21 protein-coding genes are annotated in these 17,307 nt (G+C 66.0%); 10 read left to right on the top strand and 11 right to left on the bottom strand.

The features are described 5' to 3' along the window. The first annotated feature begins 147 nt into the window (after positions 1–147). Positions 148–1,431 (top strand): NTP transferase domain-containing protein, encoded by a 1,284-nt coding sequence (locus tag PJB24_RS11990; protein ID WP_273846211.1) that lies wholly within the window; start codon positions 148–150, stop codon positions 1,429–1,431. A gap of 84 nt (positions 1,432–1,515) precedes the next feature. Here the strand turns inward: PJB24_RS11990 and PJB24_RS11995 are convergent, their stop codons facing one another. Beyond that, on the bottom strand, positions 1,516–2,433 hold the full coding sequence (locus tag PJB24_RS11995; protein WP_273846214.1) for an NUDIX domain-containing protein: 918 nt from the start codon (positions 2,431–2,433) through the stop codon (positions 1,516–1,518). A 105-nt stretch (positions 2,434–2,538) separates the two neighbouring features. After that, entirely contained in the window at positions 2,539–2,895 is a 357-nt protein-coding gene (locus PJB24_RS12000; RefSeq protein WP_273846215.1) for a mechanosensitive ion channel domain-containing protein, read from the bottom strand. A gap of 667 nt (positions 2,896–3,562) precedes the next feature. On the opposite strand from PJB24_RS12000, the gene ppgK reads away from it, so the two are divergent. Further along, a complete protein-coding gene (gene ppgK / locus PJB24_RS12005) occupies positions 3,563–4,378 on the top strand; it encodes a polyphosphate--glucose phosphotransferase (RefSeq protein WP_273846218.1) in 816 nt (271 codons plus the stop codon). Here the strand turns inward: ppgK and folE are convergent. The 4 genes from folE to PJB24_RS12025 form a co-directional block, all read right to left on the bottom strand. Then, positions 4,296–4,895, bottom strand: coding sequence for a GTP cyclohydrolase I FolE (folE, locus tag PJB24_RS12010; RefSeq protein ID WP_273846219.1), 600 nt, complete (start codon positions 4,893–4,895; stop codon positions 4,296–4,298). The genes ppgK and folE overlap by 83 nt on opposite strands. A gap of 4 nt (positions 4,896–4,899) precedes the next feature. Next, entirely contained in the window at positions 4,900–5,589 is a 690-nt protein-coding gene (locus PJB24_RS12015; protein ID WP_273846285.1) for an HAD family hydrolase, read from the bottom strand. A gap of 183 nt (positions 5,590–5,772) precedes the next feature. Continuing rightward, on the bottom strand, positions 5,773–5,919 hold the full coding sequence (locus PJB24_RS12020; RefSeq protein WP_273846222.1) for a hypothetical protein: 147 nt from the start codon (positions 5,917–5,919) through the stop codon (positions 5,773–5,775). A gap of 28 nt (positions 5,920–5,947) precedes the next feature. After that, positions 5,948–7,045, bottom strand: coding sequence for an aminopeptidase (locus tag PJB24_RS12025; RefSeq protein ID WP_273846225.1), 1,098 nt, complete (start codon positions 7,043–7,045; stop codon positions 5,948–5,950). Positions 7,046–7,125: 80 nt separating this feature from the next. Between PJB24_RS12025 and PJB24_RS12030 the strand changes: the two genes are divergently transcribed. Next, positions 7,126–8,859 carry a serine hydrolase gene (locus tag PJB24_RS12030; protein WP_273846227.1) on the top strand — a complete coding sequence of 578 codons (1,734 nt, stop codon included), beginning with the start codon at positions 7,126–7,128 and terminating at the stop codon, positions 8,857–8,859. A 13-nt stretch (positions 8,860–8,872) separates the two neighbouring features. On the opposite strand, the gene PJB24_RS12035 is transcribed toward PJB24_RS12030, so the two are convergent. Together PJB24_RS12035 and PJB24_RS12040 are read right to left on the bottom strand one after the other, a co-directional pair. Beyond that, the gene (locus PJB24_RS12035; protein WP_273846229.1) at positions 8,873–9,658 is read right to left on the bottom strand and encodes a sugar phosphate isomerase/epimerase family protein; all 786 of its coding nucleotides are present in this window, start codon (positions 9,656–9,658) and stop codon (positions 8,873–8,875) included. Continuing rightward, complete coding sequence (locus PJB24_RS12040; protein ID WP_273846231.1) at positions 9,658–10,467, bottom strand: DUF72 domain-containing protein; 810 nt, start codon at positions 10,465–10,467, stop codon at positions 9,658–9,660. Before PJB24_RS12040 ends, PJB24_RS12035 begins: the two co-directional genes overlap by 1 nt. 100 nt (positions 10,468–10,567) lie before the next feature. Here PJB24_RS12040 and PJB24_RS12045 point away from each other — a divergent pair, with 100 nt between their 5' ends. The 5 genes from PJB24_RS12045 (at position 10,568) to PJB24_RS12065 (ending at position 14,214) form a co-directional block, all read left to right on the top strand. After that, the gene (locus PJB24_RS12045) at positions 10,568–11,482 is read left to right on the top strand and encodes a histone deacetylase family protein (protein WP_273846233.1); all 915 of its coding nucleotides are present in this window, start codon (positions 10,568–10,570) and stop codon (positions 11,480–11,482) included. Position 11,483: 1 nt separating this feature from the next. Continuing rightward, positions 11,484–12,239: an SDR family NAD(P)-dependent oxidoreductase gene (locus PJB24_RS12050; protein ID WP_273846235.1), complete on the top strand. Its 756-nt coding sequence runs from the start codon at positions 11,484–11,486 to the stop codon at positions 12,237–12,239. Between the two features lie 135 nt (positions 12,240–12,374). Continuing rightward, positions 12,375–12,722: a hypothetical protein gene (locus PJB24_RS12055; protein WP_273846236.1), complete on the top strand. Its 348-nt coding sequence runs from the start codon at positions 12,375–12,377 to the stop codon at positions 12,720–12,722. A gap of 2 nt (positions 12,723–12,724) precedes the next feature. Further along, positions 12,725–13,015, top strand: coding sequence for a hypothetical protein (locus tag PJB24_RS12060; protein WP_273846240.1), 291 nt, complete (start codon positions 12,725–12,727; stop codon positions 13,013–13,015). A 194-nt stretch (positions 13,016–13,209) separates the two neighbouring features. Continuing rightward, positions 13,210–14,214 carry a CPBP family intramembrane glutamic endopeptidase gene (locus tag PJB24_RS12065; protein ID WP_273846244.1) on the top strand — a complete coding sequence of 335 codons (1,005 nt, stop codon included), beginning with the start codon at positions 13,210–13,212 and terminating at the stop codon, positions 14,212–14,214. Positions 14,215–14,540: 326 nt separating this feature from the next. Here PJB24_RS12065 and PJB24_RS12070 read toward each other — a convergent pair whose 3' ends face one another. Together PJB24_RS12070 and PJB24_RS12075 are read right to left on the bottom strand one after the other, a co-directional pair. Continuing rightward, the gene (locus PJB24_RS12070; RefSeq protein WP_273846246.1) at positions 14,541–14,840 is read right to left on the bottom strand and encodes a helix-turn-helix domain-containing protein; all 300 of its coding nucleotides are present in this window, start codon (positions 14,838–14,840) and stop codon (positions 14,541–14,543) included. A 15-nt stretch (positions 14,841–14,855) separates the two neighbouring features. Next, a complete protein-coding gene (locus PJB24_RS12075) occupies positions 14,856–15,869 on the bottom strand; it encodes a deoxyribonuclease IV (protein ID WP_337959020.1) in 1,014 nt (337 codons plus the stop codon). Between PJB24_RS12075 and PJB24_RS12080 the strand changes: the two genes are divergently transcribed. Both PJB24_RS12080 and PJB24_RS12085 read left to right on the top strand, forming a co-directional pair. Further along, on the top strand, positions 15,817–16,284 hold the full coding sequence (locus PJB24_RS12080; RefSeq protein ID WP_273846251.1) for a hypothetical protein: 468 nt from the start codon (positions 15,817–15,819) through the stop codon (positions 16,282–16,284). The two genes, PJB24_RS12075 and PJB24_RS12080, sit on opposite strands and share 53 nt — an antisense overlap. A 116-nt stretch (positions 16,285–16,400) precedes the next feature. After that, on the top strand, positions 16,401–16,982 hold the full coding sequence (locus tag PJB24_RS12085; RefSeq protein ID WP_273846253.1) for a rhomboid family intramembrane serine protease: 582 nt from the start codon (positions 16,401–16,403) through the stop codon (positions 16,980–16,982). Here the strand turns inward: PJB24_RS12085 and yidD are convergent. Further along, on the bottom strand, positions 16,975–17,193 hold the full coding sequence (gene yidD, locus PJB24_RS12090; RefSeq protein WP_273846256.1) for a membrane protein insertion efficiency factor YidD: 219 nt from the start codon (positions 17,191–17,193) through the stop codon (positions 16,975–16,977). The genes PJB24_RS12085 and yidD overlap by 8 nt on opposite strands. Positions 17,194–17,307: the final 114 nt, after the last annotated feature.

Below are 17,307 nucleotides of genomic sequence, written 5' to 3' on the forward strand. Positions count from 1 at the left end.
ATGATTGAAAGATCACGTGTTGCGAGTTAACATTGGAGCAACTTTCTGAGCGGTGGATTGCCTGGCACCGGACCCGGCCCGGATATGTTTTTCCGGGCGGATCTCTTCTTGCGTGTCTGGCGGGCTTTTGGAGCCGGAGGTGTGAGGATGATGGTGCAGGAGACTGAAACCGGCGCGGCTGTACTCGCTGCGGGCTTCGGGGAGAGGATGCGGGACTGTGGCAGACCCAAGCCGCTCGTGCGGGTGGGTGGTCTGACGCTTCTGGAGAGGACCGTGCGCACGCTGAGGGCGGGTGGGCTCGAGGGGCCGGTGGTCGTCGTGGTGGGCTACCGGGCCGAGGAGGTTTCGCGGTTCTGCGAGGAGAGAGATCTCGCGGTGAGGGTGGTCGAGAACCCGGACTATCCGCGGGGCAACGGGACGTCGGTACTGGCTGCGATTGATCATCTACCGGAGAGGTTCGTGGTCTCCATGGTGGATCACGTACATAGTCCGGAGGCAGTGCGCAGGCTTCTCGTCCAGCGGGGGGAGTTCGTTGCGGCGGTGGACAGTCGGCCGCTGTTTGCGGATCCTGCCGAGGCCACCCGGGTAAGGCTGCGGGGCGGGGGCGTGGTCGACTTTGGTAAGGGGCTTACGCCCTACGACGCGCTGGATGCGGGGCTGTTTTTGTGCTCCCGCAGTGTACTGCAGAAGCTCTCCGGCGAGGAGGATGGACCGCTCTCCTGGAACGAGCTGAAACGGAGGTGGCTTGCACAGGGAGGACGGATAGAGGCAGTAGACCTCGACGGAGCGCCGTGGACTGACGTGGACACGCCGGCCGACATCGAGCGGGCGCTGGAAGCCATCCTGAGCTGGGCCGCATCCGGCAATGACGGCTTCGTCTCGCGACACTTCAATCGCAGGCTGAGTCGCCGGGTGACCCGCCGGCTGCTCGGCACCCCGGTAGCGCCGGATCACGTGAGCCTGGCCAGCTTCGCGCTGGCCGCGGCGGGGGCGTTCTCGATCTTGCGTGGCCGGATGAGGCTCGGGGGGGCGCTGGTACAGCTATCTTCGGTGGTGGACGGCTGCGACGGGGAACTCGCCCGGGCCCGGCTCGAGTCCTCCCCGAGAGGGGGCGTGCTCGACGCAGTCCTGGACCGCTGGTCGGATGCTCTCGTGATCTCCGCGCTCGCCGCACGCCGAAGGTCAGCGCAAATCCTCGGCTATCCGGCGCTCGCCGGAGCGTTGCTCGTACCGTACACCAGGGCCCGCTGGGAGGCGACCATCGGCAAAATACCGCGCAGTTTCACGGGCCTCGGCGCGACCCGCGACGTGCGGCTGGCGATCCTCGCTCTCGGCGCACTCCTCGGGCGTCCTGCTCCCGCCCTCGGTGCCGTCGCTCTCCTCTCCAACGTCGAAGTGGTACGCCGGCTGGCCGGACTACCGGGCTTCTGAGCTCCCGCGAACGGCGAGTTATCCACCGTCTGGCCATCTTATCCACAACATGTTGTGGATAAGATGGGCGGGCACGTCCACCCTTCAATCGGGCTTCCAGCCCAATCGGACGAGCAACCCGGCGGTCATCGCCGCCGTCGCCCCCCATATGTTGTGATCACCGACCGAGAAGACGGGAACCTCGTACTCGCGCCCGTCGCGCCGCCAGACTATCTCCCGGAAGGTCTCGGGAGCCATCAGTACCTCGAGCGGGACGGTGAACACCTCCTGGACCTCACCGGGCGAGGAGAGAGAGTACTCCGCACCTTTGGGCAACAGGCCGACGTAGGGGCTGACCAGGAAACCCGAGGCCGGGATGTACATCTTCTCCAGCCTCCCGAGAACCTCGACCCGGGAGGGGTCGAGCAACACCTCCTCGTGAGACTCGCGCAGCGCGGTCTCCATAAGAGAGGAATCCCTCGGCTCGAACCGGCCGCCCGGAAACGAGATCTGACCGGCATGGTTGCGCAGGCCCTCCTTTCGCAGGGTGTAGATGATCCTCTTCTCACCGCGGACCACCGGAATGAGCACGGCGGCCTCCCGCACGCGTGCCCCCGCGGGGGGCACCCTCGGTCGGCGCTTTCCCGTCTCGAGGTCACGCGGAGAGAACCTCTCGTACACCTCGCGCCAGTTGGGCAGCGGTCGGGATACAGCCTCGCGCAGACGCCTATCAAACCCGTCCTCCATAGGGCTAAATATAGCCCATGGGCCCTCCCAGCGGCGAAACCTGACCATCCGGGACCAACCATCGGGCACACGCAAAACCGTCGTCGGGTAGGGGATGCCAATGCCCTCATCGCGGTAGCGGGAATGCACCAGCTTGACGAACTCGTGCAGGATCAGGTACTGCCCGGCGACCTCCCGGGTCCGCAGGATCACGCTGAAATCTATGCCGTAGTCCCCTAAGTTGTTATATCGGACAGCAGGCTCGAACCCGGGCACGCCACCCTCTATCCCGGACATGAACTCGTTGGCCACCTATACGGCGGCGACACGCTCGACATGCGCGAGATCGCTCTCGTACCCCACCCCGAGAGGCACGACGATCGACATCTCCCGCTCCGGCCGTTAGTGGTTGGTTATCGTCGAGGCGCTCAGCGTGGAATTCGGCACGACGACCATGTTTTGGGGCAGCGCCCGGATGGTCGTGTTGCGCCAGTTTATATCCTCGACATATCCCTCCTCCCCGGAAGAGAGCTTTATGTACTCCCCAGGCCGGACCTGCCCAGAGGCGATGATCAGGACACCGGAGAGCAGGTTCGGGAGCGTCTGCAGCACCACGAGCATCCCTGTTGAGACGACGGCGACCTGCGCCACGCGCGGCAACAGGTATGACGACGGCAATCCCCGGACCCGTCGCGAGTAGAGGCTCACGGGCTCCCCTGTGATCCTGGCGGCGACCACAACCCCGGAGAAGATGAGCACGACAGGAAGAATCCCGTCGGCAAACTCCTCGGCCTGGCGGACGCGGCGGCGACGGGGCGCTCCCGGCCCGGCTGGGCCACGGAGAGAACCCTTCTGCGACGAGCACCAGGGAGGCATAGCATCCCCAGCAGGAGAGGCTGCACTTCACCGTCTTCGATCCGACGACCACAGATTCCACGGAGCTTCGCGAGCTGATGCGCGGGGGACCTGCCCGGTCCCCCGGTGGATAAGTATGTCCATCGAGGTCTGTAACCGTCCTCCGCTCTCAGAACAGGAGCGAATCCAGGGCGTCACCGCAGGAGCGGTGCCCCGCCCGGCAAAGAGGACGAGTTCGTCCCTGTGAGCCGGCGCCACTCCCCCAAACTCCCACGTCCACCTCGCGCACGCGGAACCCGGCGTGAAGATCCTGCATCGCGGTCACTCGTCCACCGACGGCATGGACGCGGGAACCGGCCAGCTCGGCGCCGGTCTCTTCGCCGGCAGTTCATTTCGCTGCAGCACAGGCCAGGGGTGTGGGAGCGGCTCATGGAGTACATTAACATCCGGCAGCGCCATCTTCGCCTGCCCGCCCGAGGCGCGCAGAGGCGGCTACGTCGGGAACGGGATCCTCTCCTGAAGCAGGCGACGCCGGTAGAATTACCGGATCGCGGTGGACGAGGAGGAGCCATTGGAGCTATTCGGTCTGGACATAGGTGGATCGGGGATAAAAGGCGCCCCGGTGGACGTCGGGACGGGCGAGCTTCTCTCGGAGAGGGTCCGGGTCGGCACGCCTCAGCCAGCCACACCCGGGGCCATCGTCGAGAGCGCGCTCGAGGTCCTGGCAGCCTGCGGTTGGGAAGGCCCCGTCGGGTGCGGGTTCCCGGCGGTGGTGAAGGACGGGGTCGTAAGGACCGCTGCCAACGTGGACGAGTCGAACGTGGGCTTCGACCTGCAGGACGCCCTCGAGCGTGAGACCAGACATCCGGTGCGTGTCATAAACGACGCCGACGCGGCGGGGCTCGCGGAGATGCGCTGGGGAGCCGGGCGGGGAGAGAAGGGCGTCGTGCTGATGCTGACGCTCGGCACCGGTATCGGGACCGCGCTATTTACCGGGGGAAGGCTGGTTCCGAACACCGAGCTCGGTCATATCGAGATCGCCGGCTACGACGCCGAGATGCGCGCCTCGGACGGGGCGCGCAAACGCGAGAAGCTCGGCTGGAAGAAGTGGTCTAGACGCCTTGAGGAGTACATAAGGCACATCGAAGACCTTCTCTGGCCCGACCTCATCATCATCGGCGGCGGGGTGAGCAAAAAATTCGAGAAATTCATGGCCCACGTCGACGTGAGGACAAGGGTCGTGCCGGCCAGGATGCACAACGCAGCCGGCATAGCCGGCGCCGCTCTGGCCGCGTCGGAGGTTCTCAGCCCTGCGGACGACGGGGGTTCCGGATCAGATCCAGCGCCTCCGCCCGGTAGGCGGCGTCCTCGAAGAGCACCCCCCTGAGCGCCGAGGTGACCGTGATGCTGCCTGGTTTCTGCACGCCTCTCGCCGTCATGCACAGGTGCTCGGCCTCGATCACCACGATCGAACCCTTCGCCGCGAGGCAGTTGTACAGGTCGTCGGCGATCTGCTCGGTCAACCGCTCCTGCAGCTGGGGGCGTCTGGCGTAACCCTCCACGAGACGCGCGATCTTGGAGATCCCGACGACCTTGCGGTCCGGTATGTAGCCGACGTGCGCACGTCCGATGAAGGGCACCAGATGGTGCTCGCACATGCTGTAGAGGCTTATGTCCCGCACCAGGATGAGACCGTCGTAGCCCTCGGTAAAACCGATCTCCAGGTGCTCCGCCGGGTTCTCGCGCAGGCCGGAGAAGAAGTGCTCGTAGGCTTCTGCCACGCGGGAAGGGGTGCCGATGAGCCCCTCCCGCCCGGGATCCTCGCCTATCGCCTCCAGAATCTCGCGCACCGCGTGCTCGATCTTCTGCCTGTCTATCCCCCGCTGTTTGAGCCGATCGACCAAGAAGCTACCCCCTGATCAGCCGCGGAAGCGGCCGGAGATCGGGAATCTTCGCCAGAGCCTCTGGGGACTCCAGGTCTCCCCGGCGGTCCACCAGCACCGCACCAATCCCCACCGCCGCGGCACCTCTTATGTCTGCGACCGGATCGTTCCCCACGTGCAGGGTCCTGTCGCGGACATCCTCCATCCCGCTCACCCTCAGAGCCTCCTCGAAGATCTCGCGCCCCGGTTTCTCCTCCCCCACGACCGCTGAGACCACGAGACCGTCGAAGAATTCCAGCCAGCCGAGATCCCGGAGCACCTCCTCCAGGAGCACGTCCCAGTTGGAGACCACATAGATCCTGCAGCCCATGCGCCTGAGCTCCCCGAGCACCTCCTCCGTCTCCGGGTAGGGGCGGAAGGAGATCCTGCGATCCGCTATCTCCGCCAGCACCTCCACCGGCGCCTCGACTCCTAGCATCCGGGCGGTCTTCTCGGCGTTGGCCTTCTTGAAGGCCTCGAGTTCTTCCCGGGTCGGGTATTTTATGTTCTCGGAGATGTGCGTCCTTATGCTCTCCTGGATCGGCCCGGCCGCCGCCTCGACCGTGATGGGACCGTCCTTGGCGTAGCGCCCGAGGTCCCTCACGTAGCCCTCCACGTCGAGGTCGACCCACAGAAGCGTCCCGTCAACGTCGAGGAAGACCGTATCGTAACGCACCCTCAAAACGCCTCCCCTAAAAATCCTCTAAAAACTGCAACCTCCCGCGCGCAGCGGCCGAAGACCAGTATACGCCCGTCCGGGCACCCCGCAGGGCCCTTCAGAGAATCTCGACGTCGTAGCCGTGACGGTCGGAAAGCTCTTGAGCAGGCGGCCGAAGTGCTCCGAGGACTCGTAGGAGAATTAGAAGCAGACCGAGAAGGGATAGCCCTCCCCGGACCCAAAGCGCACGTGCTCGCAAACCAGCCCAGGCTCGTCCAAGAGGTCGCGCACAGGCTCGACGTCCGTCTTCTCCTCGATACCTCCGATCCGCAGTGGCCTGTCTCCCATCTCCATATCCTCTCGCCTCCGGGTTTCCTCACAGATCAAACCCGACGAAGCGCCCGTCCTTCTGCAGGAGCTCCCCGTCGACGTAGAGCTCCCCGCCCTGCCGCAGATCGCAGATGAGGTCCCAGTGGACACTGGAGGAGTTTCTACCGCCGGTCTGGGCATAGGACTGGCCAAGCGCGAGGTGGACGGTGCCGCCCAGCTTCTCGTCGAAGAGTATGCTTCGCGTGGCGCGTGGGATCTCGTAGTTGGTGCCGATGCCGAGTTCCCCGAGGTAACGCGAGCCCTCGTCGGCGTCAAGCATGCTCGTGAGGTACTCCTCGCCCTTCTCGGCCGCAGCCTCCACCACCCTCCCCTCGTGGAAGGTGAGGTGCACCCCGGAGACGTCCCTCCCCCCCACAGTCGCCGGGACTCCGAAGTAGACGTGCCCCTCGGCGGAATCCTCGACGGGACCGGTGAAGATCTCACCACAGGGCAGGTTGTGCTGACCGGAGTCCTCGAGGAATCTGCGTCCTTCGACCGAGAGCGTCAGCTCGGTGCCCGGCCCGACGATGCGCACCTCTCTGCCCCGCTCCAGCCTCTCGGCGAGCCTTCGCTGTTCGGCGGAGCGCGCGCTCCAGAAGGCTGCCGGGTCCTCCCGGTCGAGCGCCAGGGCCGAGAAAACGAACTCCTCGTACTCGCGCAGGCCCATCTCGGACTCCTGCGCCAGGGCGTTCGTCGGATAGAGCGTCAGAATCCAGCGATCCCTTTCGATCACTAGGTCAGTCAGGTGCTTGTCTCGGAGCGCAAGCGCCCGCTGTTTCTCAGGATCTACTCCGGAGAGTGCCCGGGTGTTCTCCGGTGCCATGATCTGCACGAAGGCGTCGGCCTGTTCGTAGACGGAGCGCATTATTGAAGGGGTCTTCCGGTAGTGGGCATCCCCCGCGTGCTCGAAGAAGACCTCCTGCAGCCCCGGCACGGAGACCAGCGTCACTGGCACGGCGCCGGCATCCAACACCCGCGCGTAGACCTCCCGGATGAGGGGGGCCGCGGCGATTCCGCCGGTGATGAGCACCTGCTCCCCCTCGCGGGCTCCTATGGAGTACCGGACCATCACGTCAGCGAGCTTGGTGAGCCTCTCGTCGCGCACGACACCTCTCTTTCGATTGAAACCCGGACATAAAGAGAGGTTATCATCCGCCGGGGAACACAGGAGGCCGCGCGGGATCTGTGGCATCCTTTCTCTCCTGTGCGTTCCGCGAGAACCAGGAACGAAGCAGGGTCGACGATCTCGACGTCGGAGAGGTGCCGGTCATGCGCAGGAAGTTGGATCACAGGCTCTACCGGAGTGCCGCGGCGCTGTTCGTGGTGGCATTCTCGGTGGCGCTCGCGGCTAAAACTTTCACCGGAAGACCGGGGAATCACGAGGGGCGCTACCCGGAGGTGGCCACCCCGTCGACAGCACGCGTCGTGCAGGCCGTCTCCCCCGCCTCTTCGGTAACCGGCGCCGCCTACCTGGCGGTCGCCCCCGGTCTTCCGGGGCTGTCCCAGCGCGGGGTCCACGGCGTGCGGCAGAGCGTACTCGATCCCCGCTGGGCCTCGGTCCAGGTCTCCTCGGGCGAGCCGGGCGGTTACTATACCGTCTTCCTCCACCATCGGGACGGATTCTGGCAGCCTCGCAGGTCGGTGCTCGTGCAGCGAGACCCCGATCCTGAGAAGGGAAACCCGCGCGACATCGAAGCAGTTCTCGGGAACGTGCCGGATGACCTCAAGCGTCCCCTGCTGCCCGGCGGGTCACCCGCCACCCCCGCCCGGACCCCTCTCGGAGCGGCCGTCGCTTCCCTGGAACGGGGCGTGCCGGACGGCCACTGGAAAGCCATCTCGATTGTCGGGTCGGGCCCCTACCGCGTCGTCGAGCTGAGGGGAGAGAGGAGCCACACGACCCGGGTGTACCTGGAGCGCTCCGGGAAGACGTGGGAGGTGCGCGGCGTCGGCGAGCACCTGACCCGTGCCGATCTGCCGGACTTCCCGGCTGATCTCGTCGCTCCGGTTCCCTCTCCCTCCCCCCGACGAGCCGGGGTCGAGCCGGCGCGGGTGATCCTTAAAGACCACCCGGACAGGAAGAGGATCATGCCCGGCCTCGAGCAGGCGCTGGGCTACGTGAAGCGCTACCCCGGCATAGCCGGGTTCTACGCCATTGACCTCAATAGCGGGGCGGGCTACGGTGTCAGGCCCGACGAACCGTTCTTCAGCGCCTCGGTCATCAAGGTCGCGGTGATGGTCGCCGTCTTCCGCAGGATAGACGATGGCCAGCTCTCCTACTCAGAGAAGCTCGCTATCAAACCCGGGGATAAAGCGCCCGGATCGGGCGAGTTGCGCTGGGCGCCGGCGGGCAGGAGGCTCCCGGTCAGGGATTACCTGTGGCTCATGATCACGCGTTCGGACAACGTCGCAACCAACGTGCTCACCCGCGCCGTCGGGGGACGCGACTACGTCAACCTGGTGGCCCGCTCTCTGGGTGCCCGCCACACCGTCCTCTACCAGAAACTGAGCGACAACCGCGCGGCGGTCCCCGCCCTCGACAACCGCACCACCCCGCGCGATATGGCGAGGATTCTGGCCGAGATCTACGAGGGCCGGGCCGCGAGCCGCCGGAGCTGCAGCAGGATGATCTACCTGCTGCGGCACAACGATATGGAGTGGTGGATGGAGGCAGGCGTACCGCCGAGCGTCAAGGTCGCGAACAAGGGGGGCTGGCTGGACAGCACGTTCAACGACGCGGGCATCGTGCTCTACCGCAGAAGGCCCTACGTCCTGGCGATCTTCACCAAGTACGGCACCAACGACCTCCAGCGCGGCGGAGAGTTCCTCGCAGATGTCTCGAAGGCGATCTGGAGATCCGAGTCAGGCGAGACGCTGGCCGCCTACGAAAGATCCCACCAGCCCGCCATCACACCCCGTTAAGCCCCGTCGGCCGCTACCGCCGCAGCCAGACCCCCTCCATCCCCTCACGCACGTATTCGAGCGTGGCGCGCATCCGGTAGCGGATCTTCTCCTCCTCGGGCGCACCGAGGGCCCGGGGCCTGAGCTCCAGGCTTACGGCACCACCGTAGCCGGTGGAGCCGAGCTCGCGGAGAAAGCGCCTCAACGGGAGCTTACCCTGCCCCGGCAGCCGGTGTTCGTCCCCGCCCTCGAGCCGGGAGTCGGAGAGATGCACGTGCCGCAGCTGCCCGGTGAGCGCCGAGAGGGCCTGCAGGATGTCCACGCCGCTCGCGGCGCAGTGGCTGGTGTCAAGCGTCACCCCGCCAATATCCCGCAGGTGTTCGGGAAGGTAGCAGCCCACCCTGCGACTCCCGAACGGGAAACGCCGCTCGATCTGAGGAATCAGGTTCTCGACCGCCACGCAAACCCCCTCGGACCGGGCCCGCTCCAGTACACCATCGCGCCAGCTCTCCAGGTCACGACCCGCCGGGGGATGCGCGACGACCACCCGCGCTCCCACCCTGGCGGCGAGCGAGGCAGCACGCACCAGCGTCTCGTCGTCGTCCACCCCCCAGAGCCCGCGGCCAAGCGGCGGGTGCAGCGCGATCACGGGCAGGCCATGTTCCCGCGAGAGTAGCTCGATGTACTCCGCCTGGTGTGTGTCCCACCTGTCGTCCATCATCACCTCGACGCCATCGTAGCCGGCCTCCGCCACCCAGCGGAATATCCGGGCGAGACCGAAGGTGTGGAGCGAGCCGGTGCTGAAGATTACCGGTATCATCAATCCCTCCCGCGCAACGTGAATAGCTGGTCGACCGTGGTGGGAGAATGATTCTGGTAGTGGTTGTTGGCGTACAGGAACACTTCACGACCCTCCGCGAGAAAACGGTCTATCCGACGGGACCACCACACAAGATCCTCCGTCCGGTCGCAGCGCGGGTGGGTGTGTCTCGAGGGGAACCTCCGCCGGTCCCCCAGAAGCCTGATGTAGACGAAGCCGGCGGTCGCCACCTCCATCCGGGGCATCCCGGGAGAGTCCACGAGCACGAGCGCCACCCCGCGCCCGCGCAGCATCTCCTCAAGATCCAGATCCAGCCAGCTCCGGTGGCGCACCTCTACGGCGTAGCGCGGGCCGGCCGGCAACCCGTCGAGGAAGTCCTCCAGGCGGGAGGATGCCTTGGATTCCAGATAAGGCGGCAGCTGCAGGAGAAGCGGGCCGAGCCTGTCTCCGAGCCCGCGCATCACGTCTACGAAACGTCGTGCCAGCTCCCCGCACCCCTCGAGGAGCCGCTCGTGGGTGATCTCCCGCGGAAACTTCGCCGCGAACAGGAAACCCCGCGGCACCGCATGCCTCCAGCGGCGCACGGTAGATCCCCGCGGGATGCCGTAGAAGGTCGAGTCCACCTCCACCGTGGTGTACCTCCCGGCGTACCGCGCGAGCCTCCCGGCCGGCGCGAGTCCCGGTGGATAGAGGGTCCCCTCCCAGTCGGCGTACGACCAGCCGGAGGTACCGGCGTAGAGACCCGGCTCGGGGGGAGAGACCTCGGCATCCTCCCCCTCGAACAGGCTCTGCTGCACAGGGTAATCCAAAGGCTCCACCAGGTAGGGGATGCTACCACAGCCAGCCGGTCCCGGCGGCTATATCATCATCCCGGGGGGAACTCCTGCAAAAGCCTTCGAAGGAGGGGTCTTGAAGATATTCTACAGCGACAGCTTCGTTCTCCCCCTGCCGGAGGGCCACCGCTTCCCGATGCAGAAATACGCGATGCTGCGCAAGAGGGTTGAGGAGGCGGGCGTCTGCGCCCCCGGCGAGCTGCGCGTGCCGCGCGCGGCCACCGACGGGGAGCTAGCGCTCGTCCACACCCGCGGGTACCTGGAGAAGGTGAAGACCGGAACGCTCTCCCGCAGGGAGATCCGCCGGATAGGCTTCCCCTGGTCGGAGCAGATGGTCGAGCGCTCCCGCCGCTCCTGTGGCGCGACCCTTGAGGCAGCTGAGACGGCCCTCCTTGAGGGTTTCGCCGCCAACCTGGCGGGGGGAACCCACCATGCCTTCGCCGACCGGGGTGAGGGATACTGCGTCTTCAACGACGTCGCCGTCGCCATCAGGACGCTGCAGCGGGAAGGGGCCGTAGAGCGCGCCGTCGTCATAGACACCGACGTCCATCAGGGTAACGGAACGGCGAGGATCTTCGAGGGAGACCCCTCGGTGTTCACCTTCTCGATCCACGGGGCCAAGAACTTCCCCTTCCACAAGGAGAGGAGCGATCTCGACGCAGAACTGATGGACGGAGCGCGGGACGACATGTACCTGGAGGCTCTCGCGGAGGGCCTCAAGAGATCGCTCGAAGAATCCGAGGCGGAGATAGCCTTCTACCTGGCCGGGGCCGACGCGTTCGAGGAAGACCGCCTCGGCCGGCTCTCGGTGAGCAAGGAAGCCCTCGCCTGGCGGGACCGGATGGTGCTCGAGGCCTGCCGGAGGTGCAGCCTCCCGGTCGTCGTGACGATGGCCGGTGGATACGCACGTGAGATAGAGAACACAGTCGAGATACAGCTCGCCTCGATAATGGAAGCGCAGAGAATGTGGCGTCTCGAGAGGAGCACCTGACATGGATAAGAGCTCTCCGATCTACGTGATCACCGGAGCCACCGGTGGCATCGGAGGGGCCCTCTGCCGGCGGCTAGCGCGACGGGGGGCACGCCTGGCCCTGGCGGCGAGGGGAGAAGAGCGGCTGCAAAGGCTGGCCGGAGAGCTGGACGCCTTCTCCATCCCCCTCGACGTCTCCGCCCCCGGTGAAATGGAGCGTCTGTTCCAGGCCACAGCCGATGAGTTCGGCCGGATAGACGGGGCGGTCAACTGCGTGGGATCCTTCTTGATAAAACCGGCCCACCTCACCAGCCACGAGGAGTTCGAACAGACCTTCGCTCTCAACGCAGCCACCGCGTTCGCGATGGTCCGGGCGGCGGCAAACCACATGCAGGACGGCTCGGTGGTGCTCCTCTCCTCGGTGGCCGCCACCACGGGCCTGGCCAATCACGAGGCGATCTCAGCCGCAAAAGGTGCCGTCGCGGCGCTGACGCGCTCGGCCGCAACCTCCTACGCCCCTCGCGGCCTGAGGTTCAACGCGGTGGCCCCCGGGCTGGTCGAGACCCGGATGACCGAGAGGGTCACCCGCAGCGAGGCCTCACGAAGGGCCTCGACCGAGCTGCACCCGCTCGGTCGCCTCGGGAAGCCGGAGGACATAGCCTCCGTGATCGAGTGGCTGCTCTCGCCGGAGCAGAGCTGGATCACGGGACAGGTCATCGGGGTGGACGGCGGACTCTCCTCGCTCCACCCCATGCCACGCAGATCACCCCGCAGCTGAGGTATGAGCCAGGGTCCGTCCCCGCAGCACACCAGAAGATTTACAAGAATAAGCCTGCCTCCCATATCTGGCATCTGATAACTAAAAGTGGTACATATAGATTAGAATTTAGCCGCTACGGGAGAAGAAGGGGCCATGGGAAGCAGACGGGTAGCGCTGAAACCGCACGCGGACAAGATCCGCCGCTGGGTGGAGGAGGGGCGGGGGGACGAGTGGATCGCGCAGGAGCTGAACACGACGCCCTCGAGCGTGCAGAGTTTCCGGTCGCGCAACTCGATCTACCGACGGGACCCCGTCCGCCGGGGGGAACTCTCTGAGCACCGGGCCGTGCTGAGAGAGATCGAGGGGGGCATCCTCATAGAGACCGATGCGGCTGGTTCGGAGGTCTTCGAACAGCGGTGGAGGGAGTATCTCAAACGCAGCCCAGCAGAGGTACACCTGGTAATCACGCGGGACAGGATCTACGTGGAGAAGGCACACTAGGAGTGGGCGGGAGCAGGGTGGTCTTAGAGCTGTCGGTCGGGGACGCCAGGGAGCTGCACGCCGCGCTCGAAGAGCTGATCGAAAGTGGTCTCTCCGACGTTCGCCTGCTGCGGTTCTACCGTCTGCTCGGCTGGCGCATCCTGGCCTCCTGCGAGGGTGGCGGCGGCCTCACCGGCCGGCTCGCAGAGCTGGCGCGCCGGGCAGAGACGCTAGAGGAGTACGAGGCCACACGCGAGAGGGAACTCGGCCCGATACTCCGGGCGCTCGAAGACGCCGAGCAGCGGGACGCCTGAGCGGCGGGCAAGTTATTCAAACGTTACCGGAGGGTAATCGGCATGTAACTTACACCTGAGAGAATGCCGGCATTGGGCCAGCGATCCCCCTCCGGCCCGGAGAAATCGGCCGGTCCGCACTCACGCGGGCCGGCCGTCTCCGTGTGCTAACCTTTTCCCGGTGCGCCGAATGCCACCCGGAAGAGAGGTTGTCGGTGACAGCTGTATCCAACCTGGTCGCAGCTCTCATGGTCGGTGGGCTCGCCCTGTGGGCTCAGTGGGCCCGCAAGAGCCGGGCCGCCGAGATCTCGCTCTGGATACTCATCCTGGCCCTCTCCTTCCTCACCCTCCTGGTCGGCATCCTGCTCGTGGCGATGAGCATCTCGGGCACAGCGCCGGAGATCGTCCCGGGGCGTCTGATCCACATAGAGACGGCCGGGCTGCTGGTGGCAGGCGTGGCAGGACTCTGCCTGTGCGTACCCCCGCTGCTGAAGATACTCGGCACGAGCCGCGGGGGCAGGCTCTCCGAGCCGCCGGTCTTCTTCGCGCTGTGGCTCTTCGTCATGGTGCTGTTCACCAACAACCTGGTGGGCATCCTGGGCTTCGAGCAGGTCACGCGCCTCGGGACACATTCTCTGGGTGAGGAGGGGCGGCTCTCTCCCGCCGCCGTTCTGGGCACCGAGCTCCCGTTCGTGGTCGTCGCCGTATGCGGTGTCGGGCTGGGGGTCCGGCGCGACGTGCGCCAGACGCTCGCGCGTTTGGGGTACGGCAGGCCGACCCTCAGGGGGCTGGCTGCGGCCGCCCTGTTCGTGGTCTTGGCCCTCCTGCTGGCGCCCGTTGCCGACCACCTCTTCACCGCGCTCCAGCCCGGGCTCAGCCGCAGGGTCGGGCACCTCTCGACCAACCTGTTCGGGGCAGGTGGGCTAGGGCCTCTGCACGCCGTCCTCTTCGCCCTGCTGCTCGGGATAGGTGCCGCGCTGGGTGAGGAAACGCTCTTCCGCGGCGCGGTGCAGCCCGTTTTGGGGATCCCGCTCACCTCAGTACTCTTCGCCTCGATGCACCTGGAGTACGGCCCCTCCATAATCCTCGTCTATCTGTTCCTGATCTCGGCGGGGCTCGGGCTGCTGCGGCGCCAGGCGAACACCACGGTGAGCTTCACCGCCCACGCCGCCTACAACGTGCTGAGCGTGCTCATACCCTATTTCCTCGCCGGCTCGTAGACGTGGCATGCCTCAGGTTCGAGACCCCGGAGACCCAGGCCGAGATCGAACGTTTCATCGCGAATGAGCCGGGCTGGCGACTCGAGATCGTCCGCCGCTGGCGATGGTTCGGGGAGAGCGCGCTCCGTGGGAACCTGGACGAGATAGAACGCCTGCTGCGGGCCAGGAGGCATTACCTTGAGCCGCACCGGGGAAGGCTGGCGATACTGCCCCAGTCGGAGGGGGAGAGGAGACGCCTCGAAGAGCAGGACATCCTGGGAGATCTCTGGGAGATGGAGGACCAGCGACGCACGGCGACATGCAGCCCCCAGGCGGAAACCGCAGGCTCAGGCGGCCGCGAGGGACTCCGTAACGGGCAGCAGCGGGGCAGGCTCCAGGGCGACCGCTATGCGGACGAGCAGCTCGCTAACCTCGATTCCGAGGCCGTGGGCCACGCTCTCGAGCACGCGCGAGGAGGGGTCCTTCTCCCCGCGCTCTATCTCCGCCAGGTACGAGACGGAGATGTGGGAGCGCTCGGCGACCTGGCGCAGGGTGAGACCGCGGGCGTTGCGCTCGGCCCTCAGGGTCTCGCCTATGGCCGCGAGGAGGTCGGTTCTCTCCCGCCGGGGTTGCATCTCCACCTTCATGGGCCAATTCTAACTTTAGCCGGGCTCCTTTGGCAACTCCCCGGCGAGCCGCTTCACGAGCCGGACCTGCCCGGCATCGACCTCGGGCGTCGCATATGGCGTCTCCATCACGACCGGGACGCCGGGCAGGCCCGCGAGCAGGCCGCGCCACGCCTCCAGCGGCACCCGCCCCTCCCCTATGCGCCGGTGCCCGTCCCTATGGCTGCCGCGCTCGTTGGCCGCATCGTTGAGATGCAGGAGCGCGAGCGAATCATCGAACAACCCGCGAACCTCGCCAGCCAGGCGATCAGCCGCCGCGGCATTCGAGAGGTCGTATCCGGCGGCGAAGGCGTGCGCGGTGTCAAGGCACACCCCGACGTGTGCTCTCCGCGCGGCGAGCGCAAGCTCGGGCAGAGACGAGCAGATCTGGGTGCCCGCTCCGACAGAGTTCTCTATCGCGATGCCGGCCGGAGAGGGCGTGAGCCGCAGGGACTCCTCCCGCGCCCTCTCGAGGCCCTCCACGAGCCGCTCCAGAGCCCGTTCATTCCCCTCCCCACCATGGCTCCCGCAGTGGACCACCACCAGATCGAGCCCCAGCCCGCCGGCGGCTGACATCTCGAACGCGAGCGCCCGTATGCTGCGCTCCCGCAACGCCTCGTCACGGGAGGACAGGTTGATCAGGTACTTCGCGTGCGCCACCGCCGGACTGATCCCGAGTCGCCGCAGACCACGCACGAAATCGTCCGCCTCGGACCTCTCCACGGGTGCCGCCCAGGACTGGGGATTGGAGACGAAGATCTGCAACGCCTCGAGCTCCATCTTTTTCGCCCGCTCGAGTGTCCTCATCAGACCGCCCGACGTCGGAAGGTGACGGCCCACCCTGTTCTTCCTTCTCTCTGCAGAGTCCACGAACGAGATTGTACCGGCCTGAACATCACGCTCCGGCAGATATAATCCCATCAGGGAACTGCTGGATACCCCAAGGAGCAATCCTGAGATGGCACTCGAAGGCAAGGTCGCCAAAATACTCACCAACAACGAGATCGTCATAAACCGCGGCAGCAAGGACGGGGTCAAGCCGGGGATGCTCTTCGAGATCTTCTCACCCGGAGGCGAAGAGGTATGGGACCCGGACACCGGTGAGACGCTCGGCACCGTGGAAGACGTCAAGGCGAAGGCCGAAGTTACGGAGGTGAAAGAGCGGCTCGCCGTCGCCCGTCTGCAGGGGCCGATGACCCCATTCGGAGATCTGGGCGAGGTGCAGGAGAACCTGCAGCGCATCTTCAGCCAGATGTTCGGCGAGAACGTCCAGGTACAGGGCTTCGGTGCCAGCGCGGGCGACGAAGACGACCTCGAGTCGATGCTCGGAGGACCCCTCAAGGATCTCTCCAAGGTGCAGGTCGGTGACGCGGTGCGCGAGGTCGGGCGCAGCGGGGGGCGCAGCAGCCGTTTCCCGGGCTTCTAGAGGAGGGTGGCATCCGGCGCCTTCCCGCAACCACGGCCCTCATAGGGGCCAGCGTTATCTCCTACCTGATCGTCGCCTACCTGGGAGCCGCCCGCTACGGCTATCCCCTGGCCTCCGTGCTCGCCACCCAGCCCCCGCAGATCCTCCAGCTCGGTGAGCTGCGTCCGGCCCTGGTCGCCCGGGGACAGCTCTACAGGATGCTGACGAGCATGTTCCTGCACGCCGGGATGACGCACATCGCCCTGAACATGGTCTCGTTGTATTTCTTGGGGTCGTTCGCCGAGCCCTCCTTCGGGCGGGCACGTTACCTGGCGATGTACTTCCTGAGCGGCCTCGCGAGCGGGATAGCCTACCTCTACTTCGGTGGCTTCGATACGGCCGTGGTCGGGGCGTCCGGAGCCATCTTCGGTCTGGTCGGCGGCATCCTGGGCTATGCACTGCGGCGCGGAGCCTTCTCCTGGGAGAACCCCATAGTCCGCCAGCTCATCGTCCTCACCGCGCTCAACCTGTGGATCGGCTTCTCGATCCCCCACATAAGCAACACGGCGCACATCGGAGGTCTGGCGGGCGGGGCCCTCTACGGCTGGCTGATGGCCCCGTCCCTCTACTCGAGCAAGCCGGGCAGGGCCATAGCACCTGTAGCCACGGTCTTGGGAATCGAGCTGTTGCTGCTCGGCCTCTGGCTCTTTTCTACTTGACCGGGTCGTAGCCGCCCTTGCAGAACGGGTTGCAGCGCAGGAGGCGCCAGCCCGCCATGAGCGTACCCTTGAAGGGGCCGTACCTGCGGATCGCCTGCACGGCGTACTCCGAGCAGCTCGGGTAGAAGCGGCACGACGGCGGGAAGGCCGGGGACACGAACCGCTGGTAGAGTCTGATGGCCGCTATCAGGATGTAGGCGAGAGCTCTCATGGATTCGACCTTCGTCAAGAGTATAACCCGCCCCGTATGTTAAAAGCGTGTAAATCAGATATCATCATCGTGTTTTGTTTGGATCCGGAGGAAAAATACCAGACGGGGTATCGG

Origin of the sequence: Rubrobacter calidifluminis (assembly GCF_028617075.1) — a bacterium.
In the GTDB taxonomy this organism is placed as follows: domain Bacteria; phylum Actinomycetota; class Rubrobacteria; order Rubrobacterales; family Rubrobacteraceae; genus Rubrobacter_E; species Rubrobacter_E calidifluminis.